Source organism: Neisseria sicca 4320 (genome assembly GCF_000193735.1).
GTDB lineage: Bacteria > Pseudomonadota > Gammaproteobacteria > Burkholderiales > Neisseriaceae > Neisseria > Neisseria sicca_E.
In genome coordinates this window covers 1-17,265 of sequence record NZ_AEPF01000099.1, presented here as the reverse complement: position 1 = coordinate 17,265, position 17,265 = coordinate 1, and the positions used below count along the sequence as shown (strand labels likewise).

General features: G+C 50.1%; 18 protein-coding genes, 1 tRNA gene and 1 pseudogene. 8 read left to right on the top strand and 12 right to left on the bottom strand.

The genetic code is table 11. The annotated features are described in order from the left end of the window. Positions 1-151 precede the first annotated feature (151 nt). The 3 genes and pseudogenes from NSCA4_RS0109185 (at position 152) to NSCA4_RS13050 (ending at position 2,666) form a co-directional block, all read left to right on the top strand. Positions 152-628: a DUF1877 family protein gene (locus NSCA4_RS0109185; RefSeq protein WP_016687855.1), complete on the top strand. Its 477-nt coding sequence runs from the start codon at positions 152-154 to the stop codon at positions 626-628. 288 nt (positions 629-916) lie between these two features. Further along, positions 917-1,207 (top strand): helix-hairpin-helix domain-containing protein, encoded by a 291-nt coding sequence (locus NSCA4_RS0109175; RefSeq protein ID WP_016687853.1) that lies wholly within the window; start codon positions 917-919, stop codon positions 1,205-1,207. Positions 1,208-1,282: 75 nt separating this feature from the next. Then, a pseudogene (locus tag NSCA4_RS13050) lies at positions 1,283-2,666 on the top strand (TolC family protein). A gap of 353 nt (positions 2,667-3,019) precedes the next feature. Here the strand turns inward: NSCA4_RS13050 and NSCA4_RS13040 are convergent. The 12 genes from NSCA4_RS13040 to NSCA4_RS0109105 form a co-directional block, all read right to left on the bottom strand. After that, entirely contained in the window at positions 3,020-3,295 is a 276-nt protein-coding gene (locus NSCA4_RS13040; RefSeq protein ID WP_016687850.1) for an Arm DNA-binding domain-containing protein, read from the bottom strand. A 1,088-nt stretch (positions 3,296-4,383) separates the two neighbouring features. Beyond that, positions 4,384-6,132 (bottom strand): DUF927 domain-containing protein, encoded by a 1,749-nt coding sequence (locus NSCA4_RS0109155; protein WP_016687848.1) that lies wholly within the window; start codon positions 6,130-6,132, stop codon positions 4,384-4,386. Then, positions 6,129-7,250, bottom strand: a complete 1,122-nt coding sequence (locus NSCA4_RS0109150) for a DUF7146 domain-containing protein (RefSeq protein WP_016687847.1) — start codon at positions 7,248-7,250, stop codon at positions 6,129-6,131. The genes NSCA4_RS0109155 and NSCA4_RS0109150 overlap by 4 nt, the downstream gene beginning before the upstream one ends. Then, on the bottom strand, positions 7,247-7,462 hold the full coding sequence (locus tag NSCA4_RS0109145; RefSeq protein ID WP_016687846.1) for a hypothetical protein: 216 nt from the start codon (positions 7,460-7,462) through the stop codon (positions 7,247-7,249). Before NSCA4_RS0109145 ends, NSCA4_RS0109150 begins: the two co-directional genes overlap by 4 nt. Positions 7,463-7,604: 142 nt before the next feature. Then, complete coding sequence (locus NSCA4_RS0109140) at positions 7,605-7,943, bottom strand: hypothetical protein (protein ID WP_016687845.1); 339 nt, start codon at positions 7,941-7,943, stop codon at positions 7,605-7,607. Between the two features lie 287 nt (positions 7,944-8,230). Beyond that, the gene (locus tag NSCA4_RS0109135; RefSeq protein ID WP_016687844.1) at positions 8,231-8,770 is read right to left on the bottom strand and encodes a terminase small subunit; all 540 of its coding nucleotides are present in this window, start codon (positions 8,768-8,770) and stop codon (positions 8,231-8,233) included. Between the two features lie 68 nt (positions 8,771-8,838). Continuing rightward, entirely contained in the window at positions 8,839-9,537 is a 699-nt protein-coding gene (locus NSCA4_RS0109130) for a hypothetical protein (RefSeq protein WP_016687843.1), read from the bottom strand. A gap of 16 nt (positions 9,538-9,553) precedes the next feature. Further along, positions 9,554-9,793 carry a helix-turn-helix domain-containing protein gene (locus NSCA4_RS0109125; RefSeq protein ID WP_016687842.1) on the bottom strand — a complete coding sequence of 80 codons (240 nt, stop codon included), beginning with the start codon at positions 9,791-9,793 and terminating at the stop codon, positions 9,554-9,556. Between the two features lie 73 nt (positions 9,794-9,866). Further along, the gene (locus tag NSCA4_RS0109120; protein WP_016687841.1) at positions 9,867-10,070 is read right to left on the bottom strand and encodes a helix-turn-helix transcriptional regulator; all 204 of its coding nucleotides are present in this window, start codon (positions 10,068-10,070) and stop codon (positions 9,867-9,869) included. 194 nt (positions 10,071-10,264) lie between these two features. Beyond that, complete coding sequence (locus NSCA4_RS0109115) at positions 10,265-11,161, bottom strand: DUF6387 family protein (protein ID WP_016687840.1); 897 nt, start codon at positions 11,159-11,161, stop codon at positions 10,265-10,267. Between the two features lie 69 nt (positions 11,162-11,230). Continuing rightward, complete coding sequence (locus tag NSCA4_RS0109110) at positions 11,231-12,454, bottom strand: tyrosine-type recombinase/integrase (RefSeq protein ID WP_016687839.1); 1,224 nt, start codon at positions 12,452-12,454, stop codon at positions 11,231-11,233. Between the two features lie 197 nt (positions 12,455-12,651). Further along, positions 12,652-12,736: transfer RNA gene (locus NSCA4_RS0109105), tRNA-Leu, on the bottom strand. Between the two features lie 132 nt (positions 12,737-12,868). Here NSCA4_RS0109105 and NSCA4_RS0109100 point away from each other — a divergent pair. The 5 genes from NSCA4_RS0109100 (at position 12,869) to NSCA4_RS0109080 (ending at position 16,662) form a co-directional block, all read left to right on the top strand. After that, positions 12,869-13,537, top strand: a complete 669-nt coding sequence (locus NSCA4_RS0109100; protein WP_016687838.1) for a hypothetical protein — start codon at positions 12,869-12,871, stop codon at positions 13,535-13,537. Next, positions 13,530-14,123: a GTP cyclohydrolase II gene (gene ribA / locus NSCA4_RS0109095; protein ID WP_016687837.1), complete on the top strand. Its 594-nt coding sequence runs from the start codon at positions 13,530-13,532 to the stop codon at positions 14,121-14,123. Before NSCA4_RS0109100 ends, ribA begins: the two co-directional genes overlap by 8 nt. Positions 14,124-14,236: 113 nt before the next feature. Continuing rightward, positions 14,237-15,337, top strand: coding sequence for a hypothetical protein (locus tag NSCA4_RS0109090; RefSeq protein WP_016687836.1), 1,101 nt, complete (start codon positions 14,237-14,239; stop codon positions 15,335-15,337). A gap of 7 nt (positions 15,338-15,344) precedes the next feature. Continuing rightward, on the top strand, positions 15,345-15,809 hold the full coding sequence (locus tag NSCA4_RS0109085) for a low molecular weight protein-tyrosine-phosphatase (RefSeq protein WP_016687835.1): 465 nt from the start codon (positions 15,345-15,347) through the stop codon (positions 15,807-15,809). A 331-nt stretch (positions 15,810-16,140) separates the two neighbouring features. Further along, positions 16,141-16,662, top strand: coding sequence for a thioredoxin family protein (locus tag NSCA4_RS0109080; RefSeq protein ID WP_003759382.1), 522 nt, complete (start codon positions 16,141-16,143; stop codon positions 16,660-16,662). Positions 16,663-17,265 lie beyond the last annotated feature (603 nt).

The following is a 17,265-nucleotide window of genomic DNA, read 5'->3' as shown; positions in this document are numbered from 1 at the left end:
GAAACCGATTCACTTGGTGCTTCAGCACCTTAGAGAATCGTTCTCTTTGAGCTAAGGCGAGGCAACGCCGTACTGGTTTAAAGTTAATCCACTATATTTCAGACGACCCCTCCCGAAACAGGCATTTCAAGCCTTCAATACAAGGAAACCTATGGACGTTTACGCAACATACACAGCCCATCCGCAAAGCGGCATCGAACAAATCAAAGCCTCCGCCGGCACGCCTGCCGCCGTATCCGAATGCAGCGCAGGCAAACTCTGGGACGCGCTGCATTTCGTCCTGACCGGCAAAGGTTCGGACGATGCCGACGCGGCAAACCCGTTGAGCAAAGCCATGATCGGCAACATCCTGCGGCAGGACGAAGAAGCAGGCGAACACACCGGCTGGATTGGCGATACCGAAACCGCCGAAATAGCCCAAGCCCTGAAGCAAACCGATTTCGCCGCGTTGCTTGACGGCAAAACCGCAGCAGATTTCCAAAACAACCAAATCTACCCCGATATTTGGAGCGACGAAAAAGCCTTCGCCGAAACCCGCGCAGAATTGGCGCAGCGGTTTCAAGAACTCGCCGCGTTCTACCAAGCCGCCGCCGAACAGCATTGCGGCGTCGTGGTCAGGATTTCATGATTTCAGACGCCCTTTTTGAATCGGAAGAGGTCGTCTGAAAAAAGTAGGTCGGATACTTGTATCCGACATAAATTCAAATAAGAAATGCCTTTGCCGTCATTCCCGCGCAGGCGGGAATCCAGATCTCAAGTTTTCAGAAATGCTTAGGGATAACAGCTAGCCCAAACTTCTGGATTCCCGCCTGCGCGGGAATGACGGCAGCAAAATTGGCGTGGGCTTCGCCCGCGAAAACAAGTTGATCCATCCGCTTTCAGGTTTTCAGACGACCCCAAAACCAAAGGGTAAAACATGAACCCCGACAAAGTACAACGAAGCAAGCTGAACACGCTGGCCGACCTGCCCAATGTCGGCAAAGCCGTGGCGGAGGACTTGGCTTTGCTCGGTATCACGCAGCCGGAGGATTTGGCGGGGCAGGACGCTTATGAAATGTACGACCGCCTGTGCAGCCTGACCGCAACCCGACACGATCCCTGCATGATCGACATTTTTCTGTCGCTGGTTGATTTTATGCAGGGAAACGAACCGAAGCCGTGGTGGCAGTTTACGGAACAGCGAAAAGCGTTTTTAGCCGATAAATAAACGCAGCCGATGAGATTGTTCAGACGACCTCGCTACCTTTCAGGTCGTCTGAAAACTTAAACCGAAAGATACGATATGCAGACAAAACCTTTTTTTCAGACGGCATTATCCCTGTCGCTCGCCCTTGCCTTAAGCGCGTGCGCCGTCCACAGCGCCGACAAAAACCTCACGCTCGAATCGACAGGGCAGGTGATGAGCGCGGCGGAAACCGCCGAACGCTACGACGTGAACGGCAACTGGTGGGAAATCTACCAAAGCCAGCAGCTCAACGCCCTGATGGCTCAGGCTTTGGAAAACAATATCGATTTGAAACTGGCGGCCATCAGCGTCAATAAAGCCCTGTATCAGGCAAATATTTTGGGCGCGGATTTGGTGCCGTCGTTCAGCGGTTCGCTGGGCGCGTCCACATCCAAAAACCTGAAAACCGGCAGCCACGGCAACACCTTCAGCAGCCAGCTCGGCTTGAGCTATGAATTGGATTTGTGGCGCAAACTCAGTGCCACCGCCGACGCGCAAGTGTGGGAATACCAAGCCACGCGGCAGGATATGGCAAACACGCGCCTGACTTTGATCAACAATGTCGCCGACGCCTATTTCAACATCGCCTACCTCAACGAAGCCATTGAATTGGCGCAAAAAATCCCTCAAGCAATATCAGGAAATCAACCGCATTGCCGAAGCCAAGTTCCGCTACGGCAGAGCCGATTCCAGCCAGCCGACGCAGGCGAAACAATCTCTGTTGAGCGCGCAAAACAACCTGATTTCCCTGAAAAACAGCCTCGATACGCAAAAACAGGTTTTACGCAACCTGCTCAACCTCAAACCGAACGAAGCTATCGCCGCCGACCCCGCGCAATTCCGCCTGCCGTCCGTCAAAGGCGTGAACCTCGACGTACCGATTACTGTGTTGGCGAACCGCCCCGACCTGCGCACCGCCGAATACCGCCTGCAATCCTCGCTCCAATCCGTCGAAGCGCAAAAACGCAGTTGGTATCCCTCGATTACATTGGGCGCGAGCTTGAGCACGTCGTCTGAAAAAGCCAAAAGCGCGTTCAATATCCCGCTCTTGGGCGGCTCCGCCACCATCAACCTGCCATTCCTCAACTGGCAGACCATGAAATGGAAAGACAAAACCGCCCAAGCCAATTTCGACAGCGCCAAACTCGACTTTGAAAAAACCCTGACCACCGCGCTGAACGAAGTCAACACCAACTACCTCGCCTACCAAAACGCCCAAGCCGCGCTCAACAACCAAGAGCAGCGTTACGCCTTGGACAAGAAAAACAGCCGCTACTACCAAGTGCGCTACCAACACGGCAAAAACGAGCTGAAATACTGGCTGGAGGCGTTGAGTACAGAATACGGCTCCGCCCAAAACGTGTTGAACCAGCGGTACGAAACGCTGAAATACGAAAACATGGTGTATAAAGCGATGGCGGGTCGTTACACGCCGAAGTAGGAATGAGCAATTTCAAAATGCCGCCTGAAAAATCAGACGGCATTTTTAATTTTGTTAATCAAATTAATCGAAGATGATGTAGTCGGTTCTTTATTTAATTGACCTTATGTACAAGAAATACTTATCTTAAAACCCTGACAAATGGCTAAGTACGGCGGATTTAAGCATTGGTGCTTTCTGATTGTTCTACACGCCACAAAGAACAGCAGTCTCAGCGGTTTTATTGGTGCTTTTTCAGGCGTTGTACCATGCACCAACAAAAGCACCGACATTTTTATGCTGATTCGGGTAGATTTGTGTAGATGGGATAAGACGAAAAAACAGGGAACAATAAAATGTAATACTGAATGAAATTATTTAGATGCAAATGTTTGTATATAAGAGTAGGACGGAGATACAAGCAAACGGCGGGCGCTTTCGGCTGCTTGGCGGGCTTTTACCATTGAAACGGTCGGATATTTTCCGATAGTCAGTGTTTTCTCTTTGGCGTCTATACGGTATTTCAAACGGAAAACTTTCCCGCCTGCTGGGGTAACTTCAAGATACAATCCGCCGCCGTCAAACAGCTTGGTCTTTTTCCCTGTTTCGGCGGGCTTGGCGTTTTTGATTTGTCGGTCATTCAACTTCATTTTTACGGTATTTTTTCGAGGTATTTTTCAGATACCGCAAAAGATACCGTAAATTTTAGGTTGCTTCAATTAGGCTGAATTAGACGGAATTATACAATTAGGAAGAAGACAATGGGATAGCAATCAGTCTGAAAGCCTTGTATTTATTGAGATTGGTTGGTGGCGTTAGACGGGATTAAATGAAAAAAAACGCTTAGAATTTCTAAGCGTTTTTGTATGTTGGTTCGACGGAGAGACACAAATTAAAGGACTAATGCATTGTTTTATATCATTAAAATAATCAAGAAATGAGAATGTACCCCCAAACAGCCCCCCATTTTGTCAAAGTCAAAATTTTTCAGGGGCGTTTTGTGGTATTTCTGCCAAGCTGTGAAATATGGTCGGATTGTAACACCAGCAATCACACGCCGTCTTGTGGGCTGGTGTTTGCCCTATTCTTCCAGCCGTCCGATATTGCCTTTCGGGCGGCTTTTGTGTGTATCGGCTCTGTCGGTCATGCGCCCAAACAAAAAAAAGCGTATATAGATAAAAAAAATTAGTGGTTACCGTGGTTACCGTGGTTACCGCGCTGCCAAAGCCTTATAAATCGAGGCTTTCACGGTAACCACTTACAGAGATTTACATGGTTACCGCTGGTTACCGCTATTTGATTTTGAGTGTAAGTACATGAAAATAAAAGGGTAACCACTGGCAACCACTCAGTAACCTGTTAAATTAATGTAGGTGGTTACCGTTTTTTCTTTGTTTTTATATTGATATTCATATAGTTATAAATGTTAAGTTTTGTGGTAACCACGGTAACCACTATATTTACTCACGCGCATAGGGGTTTTATTTACGCGCGCGTATTGGTCTTGAAATTAATTATCTCTCGTCTGTCTTTGTCGGTCGTGGCGGAAACAGGGCGTAATTGCGCTGTAAGCGAGTTTTGCTGTTTGGGTATGGATTGGTATTGGGCAGGGGATGAATAGCCCTAATTCTCGAAAATTAGGGGCTTGCTGTTGATTTTATGGCGTATGGAATGGTTCGCCTGAAGTAATGGGCGCAAAAAAGCCCGCCTGTATCGGTCATAGCGGGCTGTCTCTCGGTCATTCGTCAATATCGGGCGGGGCTTCTCCCATCAAAACATAGAATCGTGCTGACGCGCCGTTGTATTTGCGCTGGTGTTGCCATCTGCCGTTGTTTGGTTTTTTCAGCCATTGTTCGGCGTGTAACACTTCGCAAACTTTCAGCTTGTCGAAGTTTTGGCAGATTTCTTCTTCAAATACAACGGGAATCAACCAATACTCAGTTATATGCCCTTCCTGTTTTCGATAGCCTGCGTGATTTTGGTTCACGGTTTGGCTGTTCCAATCTGAAAAGCGCATGGACAGGGCGTAAACGTCCATAAATGCGGCTGCCTGCTCGATGATTCGGCGGTCTTCGTGTTTCCCCGCTCCGTTGACTTCCAGCCATTCGTCAAAGCATTGTTTCACGCCTGCCATGCCTACGCCTGTGGCTAAACCGGTAACGGGGGCGGCAAGCTCCAAAGCGGCGGCGGCAAGGGCAAAGCGTTTTGCCACTCTTCGCGCCTGTCCTGACAGTTCGGGGATGGTTTCCATAAATGCGGTCATGCGCTCGTTTGCCTGCCGTTTGGCTTGCTCCAGGTCGTCTGAAAGCTGTCGAATGAACGCTCTGCCCGCCGCTCCGTGATATTGTTCGGCGGATTGGGCGATATGTTCGCTCAATAATGCGCCGCTCTCGAAGCCGTGCAAGGTGTCGTAAATGCCGTATCGGGCGGCGGCTCTGATACTGGGCAAACGGGCGGCTTGCCCTGCGTTCCAATCGCCTTTGTGGTGTTTCAGGATGGAATCGGGGGTCTTTTCGCCTGTCGAGAACATCATCACTTTCCAGCGGCTCAAGGCGCGGTTGCCGCCCTGTTTTGCGCCCTGTACTTTGTTGATTCCGTTCATGACGCTGTAAACGGTGTCGCCGATGACATGGGGGCTTGCCTGCCCGATTTCGTCCAACACCAGCAAGCCGTCATTGCGGGCGGCGGCGGTATTGGAAAAGCCTATTTTCGTACCGCTCCAAGACAACAGGCTGCCCGATGGTCTGCCCCATACGCTCAAGGCTGCTTTTGCGGCGGTGGTCTTGCCGTCGGATGAATCGCCCGTCAAATGGAAGCCGCCTGATTCTTCGCTCAACAGGGACAGCAAGGGGGCGGCAAAGGACGCGCCCAATGCCAAGCATAGACGGCTGTTTCCCGCTGCGTATCGGGCGATATTTTGCTGCCAGTCGCCAAGCTCTCCGTTTGGTCGGTATGCCGCCGCTTGGCTGGTGTCGCCGTTGTAGATGACGGCGGGGGTTTTGCCGTCTGCCGTGATGGTTTCGCCGCTGGGCATGATGTAGGTGTCGCCGTGCCAGCCCGCGCGGTCGGTAATGGTAAAGGCGGTACGGCTGCCCTGTGTCTGCAAATAATCTGCCAGTCTTTCCCTTTTTGCCCGCCCGCTCATGACGGTTAAGCCGTAACTCTGCAAACGCTGCCAGCCTTGAACCGTGCCGATTTCCGCTTGCGGGATGGCAGCGGTCTTGGTTTGGCGTGTGATTTTGTCCTGCCAGCGGATAACGCGGTAATACGCGCCGTCGTTGTCCTGCCCCGTGCCGATGATGTCGATGGGGTCGGAAAGCAATAGCGGCTCTGCTTCGATGGCTTCGCCGTCTTTGCCTGTCCTGACGTTTATCCACCATACGCCCCGATGGTCGGTATCGAAGCGGGGGCGCGGACGGTATGGTTCGATGTCGTTGATGTTGTAGTCTTGGGTACTTTCCTGCTTCGCTGTTTCGGTATTTTTCATGCTGCTTTTCCTCCGATGGTGTGTTTCAGGTTGTCTGATTGGTTTTCAGACGACCTTTTTTCTTTCAGTTCGTCCAATGCGTCATAGCCCAGTGTGTCGCTCTGCCATATGCGCGCCTTGATGCCCTGTTTGATGGCTCGGACTGCCAAATCATGCGCGGCTTTGAAACCCACGGGGCGCGGGGTGTCGTTATCGGCAATAATCACGATTTCCTTGAGGTCGTCTGAAAGTCGGTATTTCGCCATGCTGTTTGCGCTCAAGACGGCGGATAAGCCCCAATCGCGGGCTTGGAACAGTTCGCGGGCGGCAAGGGCGGTTTCTATCCCTTCTGCGATGACAAGCCGTCCGTTTTCAGGGGTGGGGAACAAGTGAACCGCCAGCCCTGAAATGCTGCCCTGTTTGCGGCTCTGCATTTTTTTGGCGGGCAGGACTTCGCCCGTTTCGGGGTGTTTGATTGCCAGCTTTCGATAATGCGGGGCGTGTAGCCCGTCTTCTCCGTATGGCTTGTCATAGGTCGTCTGAAAATAGGTCATGTGCAAGCCTTGAAGCTCGCCGCCCGTATCGCGGATGGCGCAAACCATACAGGGGAAACGACCGATAAAAAGCGGCTTGTCCTCCCCCGTCGTCCAATAATCCGCCTCTCTCAAAAAACGGATGTTTTCAGGTAATTGCGCCATGTCCAAGCCGCGTGATTTCAAATACTGCACGGCGGGGGAATCGGCGGTTATCGGCTCTGCCCCGTTCCACAATGCGGCAAGTTTGCCGATTTGGTCTTTTTCGGGGCGTGGTTGCGTCTGTGGGCGTGTGGGCGGTATGGGTAAGGGGTTTGCCCCGCCCATGTTCAACACGCCCGCTACGGCGCACAATGCCTCGTCAAAACCGCAATTCAGGTAATGCATTACCAAGCCGAAACCGTCGCCCGCGCCATTGTGGTAATGGCTGCAAATGAATGTGCCGTTACCGTCCTTGTCGTCGTATCTGAAACGGTCTTTCCCTCCACACGCGGGGCAAGGCTGGTGTTTGTTTTTCAGGTATCGCGGGTCTATGCCGATGGCGGCGTGAATTTCCTGCCAGCGGTATTGCGCGGCGGCTTTGATGTCTTGATAGGTCGGTTTCATTGTTCCATCTCCCCTGTTACAGGTTCTAAAACCACCCCCGCCATCGGGTCGGTCTCCCATATGGTCGGCGTTGTCTGTATTGCCTGCTCTGTTTCTGCATGGGCGGGCTGGTTACAGGCTCGGATTGCCAAAGCCAAAAGCAACACCCAAAACACCAGCAAGGCGCGGTTAAGATACCGGCGGAAACGGTCGGATTTATTGGTCTGTTTCATGGTTTTATCCTTTGCTCTGCCTCCAGTGGTTCAAAACATGAATTTAATAAAATCAATTAGTTATGAAAACACTAGGGCGAAGTTTGCCCTATGCCGTCTGAAATAGGCGGCATGGCGGTTTAGGTTTTACGGGGTTTGGGGTTTATTTCGCGCCGCGTGTTTGGCTGTGGATTTGGCTGCAGATTTCGTCATTCAAATCCGCTGCCGTTTTAAACAGGCTGAAAGAGTGAAGCTCTGCCAGCGTCTCCACTTCGTTTTTGGCGGCTTTGATGAGTTTTCGGACGGTTAAAGAGAAAGTTTGTTGGTCGATAGCCATATCGGTCAGGATTTCGGCTGCGTCTAGGATGGCGGCAAGGTTTTCGGCGGCGCGGTCTGCGTAAAAGCAGGCATCTGCTGCGTCGTTTGCCAGCTCTAAGGGGATGGTTACCGTTTGGGCTTGATTTTGAATGGTTTGGATTTGGATAGAATTTGAAGATTGCATTTGAAATGCTCCTATACGTTTTGAGATTTGAGAAATGCCCGAAATAGGGGGGCGGTGCTCTCTCCTGCGTATAGTCAGGCGTGGGCGTTACCGGTACCACACACCGCCATAACTCGTGATAGGTCGTCTGAAATGCTAACGTTTAATAACATTACAAACGCCCGTGAAAGAATTTTGGCGATAAAAAATCAGCGTTTACCCTGCTGATTTGGGCTATACGATTTGAGAGAGAACCTAAATTCTGATTCTCAAGGCTCGATTTGTCAAATGATTTTTGCATCAGACGGCTAAAATTTTTTACCCACGATAATCATGGTTATTACATACCCGATGCGTTCCGTATTTTCTCCAACGGTTCCGATGATGTCTTCAAGCGTGATTTCACTGTATGGCTTGTGAAAAAAATCTTCCATGACTTGCCTCATTTCATCGTCCGTTAACGGCGGGGGGTATTTTTCCTGTTTCGTGCTGACTTCCGCCTCTGCCTTGATTTCCGCCTTATCCACCAGCAAGCCCAGCATTTTTGCTTTGCCCATCGTTGCCGATACCGCCGCGCTGCTTTGCGGGGTAGGGGCTGCCAGTGCCGCCGCCCGTGCCTGTTCCAATTCGTGCAACAGGTCGCCCACCGTTACCGCGTGTCGTTGCCGCGCTTCTTCCTTTAAGCCGTCCACCATCGCGGAAATATCGGGGTCTTGAAGCAGCTTATAGGCTTCATTCGTTACCGTTTCAGGCTTCATGTTGTCGGCGTTGTAGGCTTGCCGATATGCTTCGCTCGCATTGCCCGTTTCCACATACAGACGGGCAAACTGTTCTTGTTTCGGGGTCATGTCCTTAATCCTTTCAGAACGCCGCCCGATAGCTGTTTTTCAGCCTTTGGGCGGCTGTTTGAGTGTTGCTATTTCAAATTGTCCAAAGCCGCTTCTTTTTCTTTCTCCATATCCTCCAAGATGTCGAAAATGGCGTTTTCTTCTCCGCTTGTGCCGGCCATCATGTTGAAGAAGCCGGGCAAACGTAAATCAATGATTCTATCTGGCATGGATTGCCCATAGGACGGGCAATCAACCCGCAAACCGTTTTCTTGTAGCTTCATTCTCGTCAGCGCGGCGGCTTTACCGATTCCCACCAATTTCGCGGCGGCATTGGTATAGGCGCGCGCGGCTTCCAAATATTCGGGCAAGTGGGTCTCTTCTATGTCGATGATAAACATCTCATAACGGGAAACGGCCAGTAAATTGCGAAGCTCTGAAATGCGGTTCAGATGTTGGAGACGTTCATTAAAAAGGCTTTCCAGCAGTTCTTTTTGCGCTTCCAGCATATCGGCGGCGCGGTCTGCTTCTTCGCGTTTGGCGGCAATCTCTGAATCAAGCCCTTTGGCTTCTTCGCTGTTTGTGGGTTTGCCCATTTTCAATAAATTGGCAAATATGCCTTTGCGTCTGTTTCGCAGCCCTGCAAATTCATTGATCACCGCCTGCGCTTCTGTAACGCCAGCTTCCGCCGCTTCAATTTGGGCGGTCAGTTCGCTGCATTTATCCTCTTCTTCTTTCAGTAACTTTTGACGGGTCTCAAAAGTTGTCTTTGTATATTCGATATTCATAGTTAAAGCTCCTGATTTAATTGATTAATACAAACCGTCCGCGTTTCACGGTTTCGCCAAATTGGTTGGTTACTTCTTCCATCACGGTAACGATGTCATGCCCCGCCCTGCGAAGCTCCATGATGCGCGTGTTGTAGCCTAATATACCCATTTGGGTAAGCTCCCATGATGTAACGCTGCCCTGTTTCAATCGGGATAAAACGCGCTCTTTTTGACTTGGCGTTTTTGCCTTGCAGTTGGTAGAATAGTTCTTCATACAAGTGATTCCTTTCCGCCGTCTGAATGTCCGTTCAGGCGGCATTTGTTTTGCGCCTGATAAATCAATTTGCCTACTCTTCGCGTTTGGCTGCCAGTTTGCCGAGATACTCTTCAATCTCACTGGAAAGCCAACCGGTAATATTTTCGGAAAGTTTGATAGGCTTAGGAAAATCAGGGCGGTGATGGCGGCTCTTAGGGTTTGCCCAATTCCAAATAGTCGCCCGTGAAACACCCATAACGCGGGCGGTATCGTTTACTCTTAATACGGTATTCATATGCTTTGCCTTTCTTAGTCGGGGTTATATGACAGGTACAAATATAACCGGCTCTACATAGATATAAAATGCACAAATATTTTTATTTTCATGGTGTTATAAAATAAAAACATTTCATGTGTGCAAATTTTCAGATAAAAAAATGCCCACATGAATTTTTATTTTTTCATGTGGGTATAAATTAAATCGGGTTATTACAGTAAAAGGCGGGCATTTGTTTTTTCTAAAAGCTCCATTGCTTTAGGTCTCACAGTTCTTGCAATCCTATCTACCGCATCAAAATCAAGCGGTGAATTATCGCTTGGCGGGTAAATCATTGCCGCCATTTCAACATCAGTAAATTTGCGTTCTACGATAAGGCTGTAAACGTATAAATCCATAAAAGCAAAAATGCGATAATCTATCATTTTTCTGATTTCAGCATCTGAAAAACGGCGCGTCCTTCCTCGCTCTTCTTGTTGTCTAAGTTCTTTCAGCTTCTGCTTAAATGCCATCTCAAGTACTTCATCACTCATTGATAAGTCAATAAAAACCATAGGGCTGTAACTTAAAGTTGGGGAAACAGGCGCACGAAACAGATTATTTATCGCCTGTATATCTTGTTGCGGCATATCCTCCGGCAGAATATTATCGAGGGAAAGCCAGTCTGTATGTATATTTGCTCCAGTTTCAAGATTTTTAATACATAATTCCAGCGTTTGGCGCGTTTCTTGCACGAATTGCCTTACTTCAGGGATTGTTACATATGATTCAGTGTAAATCCTAGCTATATCTGTCCATGTAACATCAGCAAGAACATCTGTTTCAATCTCTAGTGGATTGTAATTTGTTTTATTACCTCTATTTTTGTATTCAATAGGCTGTGCAACCCACTCAATAGCGCAACATTTCAGCCAGTTTAAAGCGTCTGCCTTTGCAGTTTCTTTTTCTTGCTCTGTAAGATGGCTGCTGGCACTTATCTCTTTTTTTATGCGATTATGATTTATTTTTCTTAACCATAATGCCATTGCTAATTCATCTCGGGAAAAATCAGACAACCCATCATACAAGCTAATATCAAACCAATCAGGGCAATAATTAGGCTTTTTCATCTTTTACTTTCTTAAATTAGTATTGCAAAAATAACTCCGAAACTCGAAGCAGATATTTTCAGACGACCTCTAACCAGTCTTGCCATCTCGGATCAGTTGCAATGCTTGGTTATACCGTTCCCGCAAAAAGCCGCTATACCATTGCATAAACTCTTTGCGCTCATTCAGATAATCGGCGCGGTTATAGGCGGCGCGGATTTTGTTGTTTTCAATGTGGGCAAGTTGTCGCTCTATCGCGTCAGGATTGAAGCCTTGTTCATTTAAAACGCTGCTTGCAAGCGAGCGAAAACCATGCGGGGTGGCTATCCCGTAATAACCCATGCCGTTGATGATTTTGCCCGCTGTATTTTCGCTGATGTAACCAGTTTCGGATTTAGGGCTTGGAAATAGAAAGGGTGTTTCGCCGGTTATAGCGTGTAGTTCGTTTAATAGCTCAATCGCCCAATCAGACAAGGGGATTGTGTGATCTCGTGGCCGTTTCATACGATTAGCGGGAATCGTCCATGTTTTGCGCTTAAAGTCGATTTCCTGCCATTGGCCGCCGCGTATCTCTTTGTTTCGGGCAAAGCAAAGCATAATCAACATTACGCAAATTCTGTTTTGTTGCTCACAATCTGCCAGTATCAGGCGGCGGTAAAACTCCGGCAATTCTTCACGGGGTAGGGCGGGCATTCTTTTGCTTTCTGTTGGCTCTATATAGCCTTTCAGTAACGCGGCAGGGTTTCGGTCGGTCAATTCTTCATAACCGGCATAGGTAAACACCGCGCCTATCCATTGCCTGATTTTTTCGGCGGTTTCCGATACGCCCCGCTCTGTTACTTTATCCAATACGGCCTTTATCTCTTTTTTCCCGATTTTGTTTATAGGCGTTTCCCCAATAATAGGGAAAACATCTGTTTCAAAGTACCGCAAAACACGGGCGGCATGATTAGGCTTCCAGCTTTTGCGCTTGGTGGTTTTCTCATGCCATGCTTTGGTAACGTTGGCAAAGGTGTTCAGTAAGGCCGTCTTGCGCTCCTGTTTGGCCTGTTGCTTCATAGCTGATGGGTCTTGCTCTTGTGCAATCATGCGGCGGGCGTTTTCGGCGGCTTGGCGGGCTTCTACCAGTGAAACGGTCGGATATTTCCCGATAGTAAGAGTTTTCTCTTTGCCGTCTATACGGTATTTCAGGCGGAATACTTTTCCGCCCGCTGGGGTAACTTCAAGATACAGGCCGCCCCCGTCAAATAACTTGGCTTTCTTTCCAGTATCAGACGGCTTGGCGGCTTTGATTTGGCGGTCGTTTAGGGGCATTGGGGGTATGTTTTTTATGAGTGTTGTCAGATTCCCCAAATCATACCCCCATATTTTGCTTTATTCAATTATACGGCATTGGGGGTATTTAGACACTTGGCAAGGGGGTTATTAGCCTGAAAGCCTTACCAGTATTGAATCTTGATTACTGCGTTAGATTTGATTAGACAAAAAAATAACCCCTGAAAGGGGTTAGGTGGTGCGGACGGAGAGACTCGAACTCTCACACCTCTCGGCGCCAGAACCTAAATCTGGTGCGTCTACCAATTTCGCCACGTCCGCGTGATGAAATTCGGAATTATACACAAAGTATCCTGCTCTGCAAACAATCTTCGGCTTGAAATTGCTTTATTCCGACCGATATAATGGCAGGTCGGTTATCTGCCGGAAACACTAATATCAAAGAGGAACATCATGCCTGTTTTACTGATTCAGGATTTTTTACAGACACAGGGTTTGAAGCTGTCTTCAGACGACCTCCGTATTGCTTATCTGACCGCGAAGACGGTGATGGATATGGGCAATGCTTCGATTGACCGCTCGGTTTTGTGGCGTGAAGAAGACGACTGGAAGCTGGCAGACTATATTGAAGAAACACCGGAAAATGAAGTTTTGCTCAAACAGGTTTTCATGGCTTTGGATTCGGTATTCAGCCGTGCAACAGCCGTCAAAAGCGCGGCGGTTTACATCCACATTCCGGGCGAACCGCATGCAAGGCTAGTTCGTATCGCGACACAAGGCGAGCCTTTGGAGAACCTGTTGGCGGTGCATGAAGAAAACGGTACGGTTTACCTTGCCTGCCGTACGGCGCAGAGCGGCTGGATGAATATTGCCAACGATATTGCCTATTGGCTTTCGCTTGATGAAATCCAAGGCAGCCGGAACGAGGGTAGCGGAAGCCAGTTGTCCATCCCTGTGGCTACTCAAAACGGTACGGTTTTAGGCGTGGTTCACGTTGAATTTGCCGATAAAGATCAAGCCGATGAAGCAGCCCAAACAGATTGGTCGGCGCTGGCTTTGGCACTTGCCGAACCGCTGAAAGCATTGGCAGGCATCGAAGACAAGGAAGAAGAACATGAATAATACCTTGAAATTCGTCGCCTCCTGCCGTCTGCCGACCGAATGGGGCGACTTCACTATGCACGGTTTTGAAGAGCCGAACGGACAAGAACACATCGCTTTGACGATGGGCGACTTTTCAGACGACCTCCCCGTTCTGACCCGCATCCATTCCGAATGTTTGACCGGCGATGCGCTGTTTTCCAAAAAATGCGACTGTGGTCCTCAGCTTGAAGCGGCGATGAAGGCGGTTCAACAGGAAGGGCGCGGTGTCATCGTTTATTTACGTCAAGAAGGGCGCGGTATCGGTTTAATCAACAAAATCCGTGCCTATAAGCTTCAAGACGAGGGAATGGATACGGTCGAAGCCAACCTCGCACTCGGGCTGCCCGTTGATGCGCGCGACTTTACGCTTGCCAAACAAATCTACAACCATCTGAATATCCGCGCAGTCAAATTGTTGACCAACAATCCCGAAAAAATTCAGACGTTGAAAGATGCCGGTATCAACGTCATCGAACGCATTCCGCTCCATGTCGGCGAGAATGTTGAAAACGAACGTTATCTGCATACCAAAGCGAACAAATTGGGACATATGATTTTTGATTGAAGGCAGGCGGGCGTATTTCCCGCCTTTTTTCGTTTTCAGACGACCTTTTCCCAATCCGTATCCCGATATTGTTATAATCCGAGCTGTCCGGACAACCACCGATTTATATCCATATGAACACCTTCATCCTCCACGACACACGTCCTTACCCGCAAACTCCGGTTAAAAACCATTTACTGGTAAACGCCTCCCTGCTCGCACACGGCACAACCGCTGCAACCCGCAAGATTGCTGTGGGACAGTTGCAAGCCGAAATCCGCAGCCAGCTCCAACAAAACTACTATGTCAACCTGTCCGTCGCCATGACGATGGCGCCCGATGCGGAGACCTACAACGCGCTGATGCAGAGCATCAACCAAGTGTTGTCCGCAGAAAACGGCGACGAAGCCCAATGGTTTGCCCTGCCCGTCGTCATCGTCGCCGGCTGCAAACAGGAGCGCACGCTGTCCCTGGCGCTGCCTACCGAAGCACTGACCGCCTGTCTGTCCAACTATCCGCACTTGCGCGCCTTAACGCAAAACACCCAATGGCTGCCCTTCCTCGCCCATTCAGATGACTTAAGCGGCATCACGCCCGAACAATGGTGGAACGCGAAACAAAACAGCGAATCCGCCGCCGCGTTTCTGCAAACCTTTGAAGACAAACCGCTTATCTGCCCCGAAGGGCAATCCGTCCATGTCGTGTACGCTTTGGGCTACGGCGACAAAAACCTGCAAACCGCATTGGGCGTCAACCTGCAACAGGCAGGTCTTCCGCTGATGCAGGTTTGGCAGGAAAGCCTTGCCGCCGACGGCGTTACCCTCTTCACCAATCCGCTGTCTCCGAATACCCCGCTCCAAGCCCTGACCGACGGCAGCCACACCCGTCAGCGCATGGCGATGGACGTGTTCGCCACCAACGCCATCCGTGCCATCCGTATGCAGAGTCCGCGCGTCGGCGTCGTCATCGCCGCAAGGGCGGGCGGGCAGATTCTGTTCGGTTTCAATGCGACCGACAGCGCGTTTGAAGTCGTCCCGCAAGTGTTCGTGTGGAACCTTTCGTCTTCCGACAACATCGCCGTCATCCAACACAATTTCCTCGACCTGATGGCGGAATGCCGCGTCGAGCATATCCGCATCCTGCACGACGTTTTGCCGGAAAATGCCGACCTGCCGACCTACGCGCAATCCCTGTCCCTGGACGGACACAACCCATTTTTCTCCGAACACGCCTAAACCGCCTATGAAAAACCATTCCGTACTCTTCGTCTGCCTCGGCAATATCTGCCGCTCGCCCATGGCGGAATACGTCCTGCGCCACCGCGCCCGCGAATCAGGCGTATCCCACCGCATCCGCACCGACAGCGCAGGCACATCCGGCTGGCACGACGGTGAAAACATGCACCAAGGCACGCGCAAAACCCTCGCCGCCCACGGCATCGACAATCAAGGGTTTACCAGCAGCAAAGTGCGTTCCGAAGATTTCGATGAATTCGACTTCATCATCGCCATGGACGACAACAACCTTGCCGAATTGGAAAAAATGTTTGGCAAACATCCTGACAAAATCTTCAAACTCACCGACCTCATCCCCGAAAGCGGCTACCGCCACGTCCCCGACCCGTGGCACACCGGCGACTTTGACGAAACCTTCAGGCTTGTGGACGCAGGCAGCATCGCGCTGCTGAAAAAGCTGGGTTTGGTTTGAATCGGTTGACAGCGTTTAAAGTTGAACGCAACGCAGTAAGATAATAGGTCGTCTGAAACCTAAAACTTAGGTTTCAGACGACCTTTTGTTGAAGAGATGGCTGGGGCAGGGCGGCTTAATGAGAAATAAACACCGGCGTAGCGCGGGTTATACCCACGAAAAAGCGATGCCCCAACCCATCGCGGGCAAAGCCCACGCTACACAACGCTACTTCGCCCGCCCATTGCCATACATCAAAAGGTCGTCTGAAAAAAACCGTTTCCCACGTTTCAGACGACCCCGCCGCCGCGAAAAGCGTATACTTTCCCTATCGCAACCAAGGAGCCGAATCATGAAAATCCTGCCCGTCCTGACCGCCGCGCTGCTCTTGTGTTCCTGCGCCGCCGACCGAGAAACCGAAGCCCTGAAAAACAGCCTGTCCGAAGCACAAACCGCCGTGCGCCTTTCCGCCGAAAACACCAAGCGGCTGGAAGACACCTATTCCGACATCTACTTCCACCTCGACAGCCTGACCGTCGAAAGCTTCAAAAAACGCGTCGCCAACGGAGACACCGTTTACGCCTACATCGGCCGCCCGAGCTGCGGCGACTGCAACGCCTTCGAACCCATGTTCAAACGCTACATCGCAAGCCGCAACCTGAACGGCAAAATCTACTTCGTCAACGTCCACCGCCTACACCAAGACAAAGAAGCATGGACCGCGTTCCGCCAACAATACAAACTCGGCGGCACGCCTGTCTTAGCGAAATACAGCAAAGGCAAACAAGTCAACAAACTTGATTTGGAAGAAAACGGCGGCAAAATCAGCGCCGAAGACTTGGAGAAATGGCTGGACGCAAACGGCTTGCGGTAAATTGTCCTTTTGAGATTGCGCCGTTTGAGTGTTAAAGACTTTGCGGAAGGAATGAAGAGAGGTCGTCTGAAAACAGGATTTTGGTTTCAGACGACCTTTCGTTGTAGCGGCAATCTTGTTCTTTTTCAGTACGACGGGGAAGAATGGCGGAGAAGTTTTTGGCGTAGCTTGTTCATAAGAAGAGGTCGTCTGAAACTGAGCTGACGACCTTTTGCCACATCAGCAACCTTGTTCCTTCCCCCGTCCGGCGGGGGAAGGTTAGGATGGGGGTGGCTTTGCGGCTTGAGGGAAAATCAAATTCATGCAGCCCGTAGAGCCACCCTCTCCCACCGGACGGGAGAGGGGGCAGGTTACACGTCGTAACATAGATTTCTGCCCCGCTACCGTCATTCCCGTGTAGGCGGGAATCTACTTTTCGGCAACAGAAATCTTTAGAACAATCCAAAAAAACCTAATCTCATCAATGGATTCCCGCCTGCGCGGGAATGACGGCGGCGGGATGGTTAGCGTGGTCTGATTATGAAAAAAGGTCGTCTGAAACAAAGCTTTGAATTTCAGACGACCTTTTACCGTATCAGCAATCTTGTCCCTTCCCCCGTCCGG

Coding starts and splice junctions, on each gene's coding strand:
- NSCA4_RS0109185 (WP_016687855.1), top strand. CDS start 152: ATGGACGTTTACGCAACATACACAGCCCATCCGCAAAGCGGCATCGAA.
- NSCA4_RS0109175 (WP_016687853.1), top strand. CDS start 917: ATGAACCCCGACAAAGTACAACGAAGCAAGCTGAACACGCTGGCCGAC.
- NSCA4_RS13040 (WP_016687850.1), bottom strand. CDS start 3,295: ATGAAGTTGAATGACCGACAAATCAAAAACGCCAAGCCCGCCGAAACA.
- NSCA4_RS0109155 (WP_016687848.1), bottom strand. CDS start 6,132: ATGAAAAATACCGAAACAGCGAAGCAGGAAAGTACCCAAGACTACAAC.
- NSCA4_RS0109150 (WP_016687847.1), bottom strand. CDS start 7,250: ATGAAACCGACCTATCAAGACATCAAAGCCGCCGCGCAATACCGCTGG.
- NSCA4_RS0109145 (WP_016687846.1), bottom strand. CDS start 7,462: ATGAAACAGACCAATAAATCCGACCGTTTCCGCCGGTATCTTAACCGC.
- NSCA4_RS0109140 (WP_016687845.1), bottom strand. CDS start 7,943: ATGCAATCTTCAAATTCTATCCAAATCCAAACCATTCAAAATCAAGCC.
- NSCA4_RS0109135 (WP_016687844.1), bottom strand. CDS start 8,770: ATGACCCCGAAACAAGAACAGTTTGCCCGTCTGTATGTGGAAACGGGC.
- NSCA4_RS0109130 (WP_016687843.1), bottom strand. CDS start 9,537: ATGAATATCGAATATACAAAGACAACTTTTGAGACCCGTCAAAAGTTA.
- NSCA4_RS0109125 (WP_016687842.1), bottom strand. CDS start 9,793: ATGAAGAACTATTCTACCAACTGCAAGGCAAAAACGCCAAGTCAAAAA.
- NSCA4_RS0109120 (WP_016687841.1), bottom strand. CDS start 10,070: ATGAATACCGTATTAAGAGTAAACGATACCGCCCGCGTTATGGGTGTT.
- NSCA4_RS0109115 (WP_016687840.1), bottom strand. CDS start 11,161: ATGAAAAAGCCTAATTATTGCCCTGATTGGTTTGATATTAGCTTGTAT.
- NSCA4_RS0109110 (WP_016687839.1), bottom strand. CDS start 12,454: ATGCCCCTAAACGACCGCCAAATCAAAGCCGCCAAGCCGTCTGATACT.
- NSCA4_RS0109100 (WP_016687838.1), top strand. CDS start 12,869: ATGCCTGTTTTACTGATTCAGGATTTTTTACAGACACAGGGTTTGAAG.
- ribA (WP_016687837.1), top strand. CDS start 13,530: ATGAATAATACCTTGAAATTCGTCGCCTCCTGCCGTCTGCCGACCGAA.
- NSCA4_RS0109090 (WP_016687836.1), top strand. CDS start 14,237: ATGAACACCTTCATCCTCCACGACACACGTCCTTACCCGCAAACTCCG.
- NSCA4_RS0109085 (WP_016687835.1), top strand. CDS start 15,345: ATGAAAAACCATTCCGTACTCTTCGTCTGCCTCGGCAATATCTGCCGC.
- NSCA4_RS0109080 (WP_003759382.1), top strand. CDS start 16,141: ATGAAAATCCTGCCCGTCCTGACCGCCGCGCTGCTCTTGTGTTCCTGC.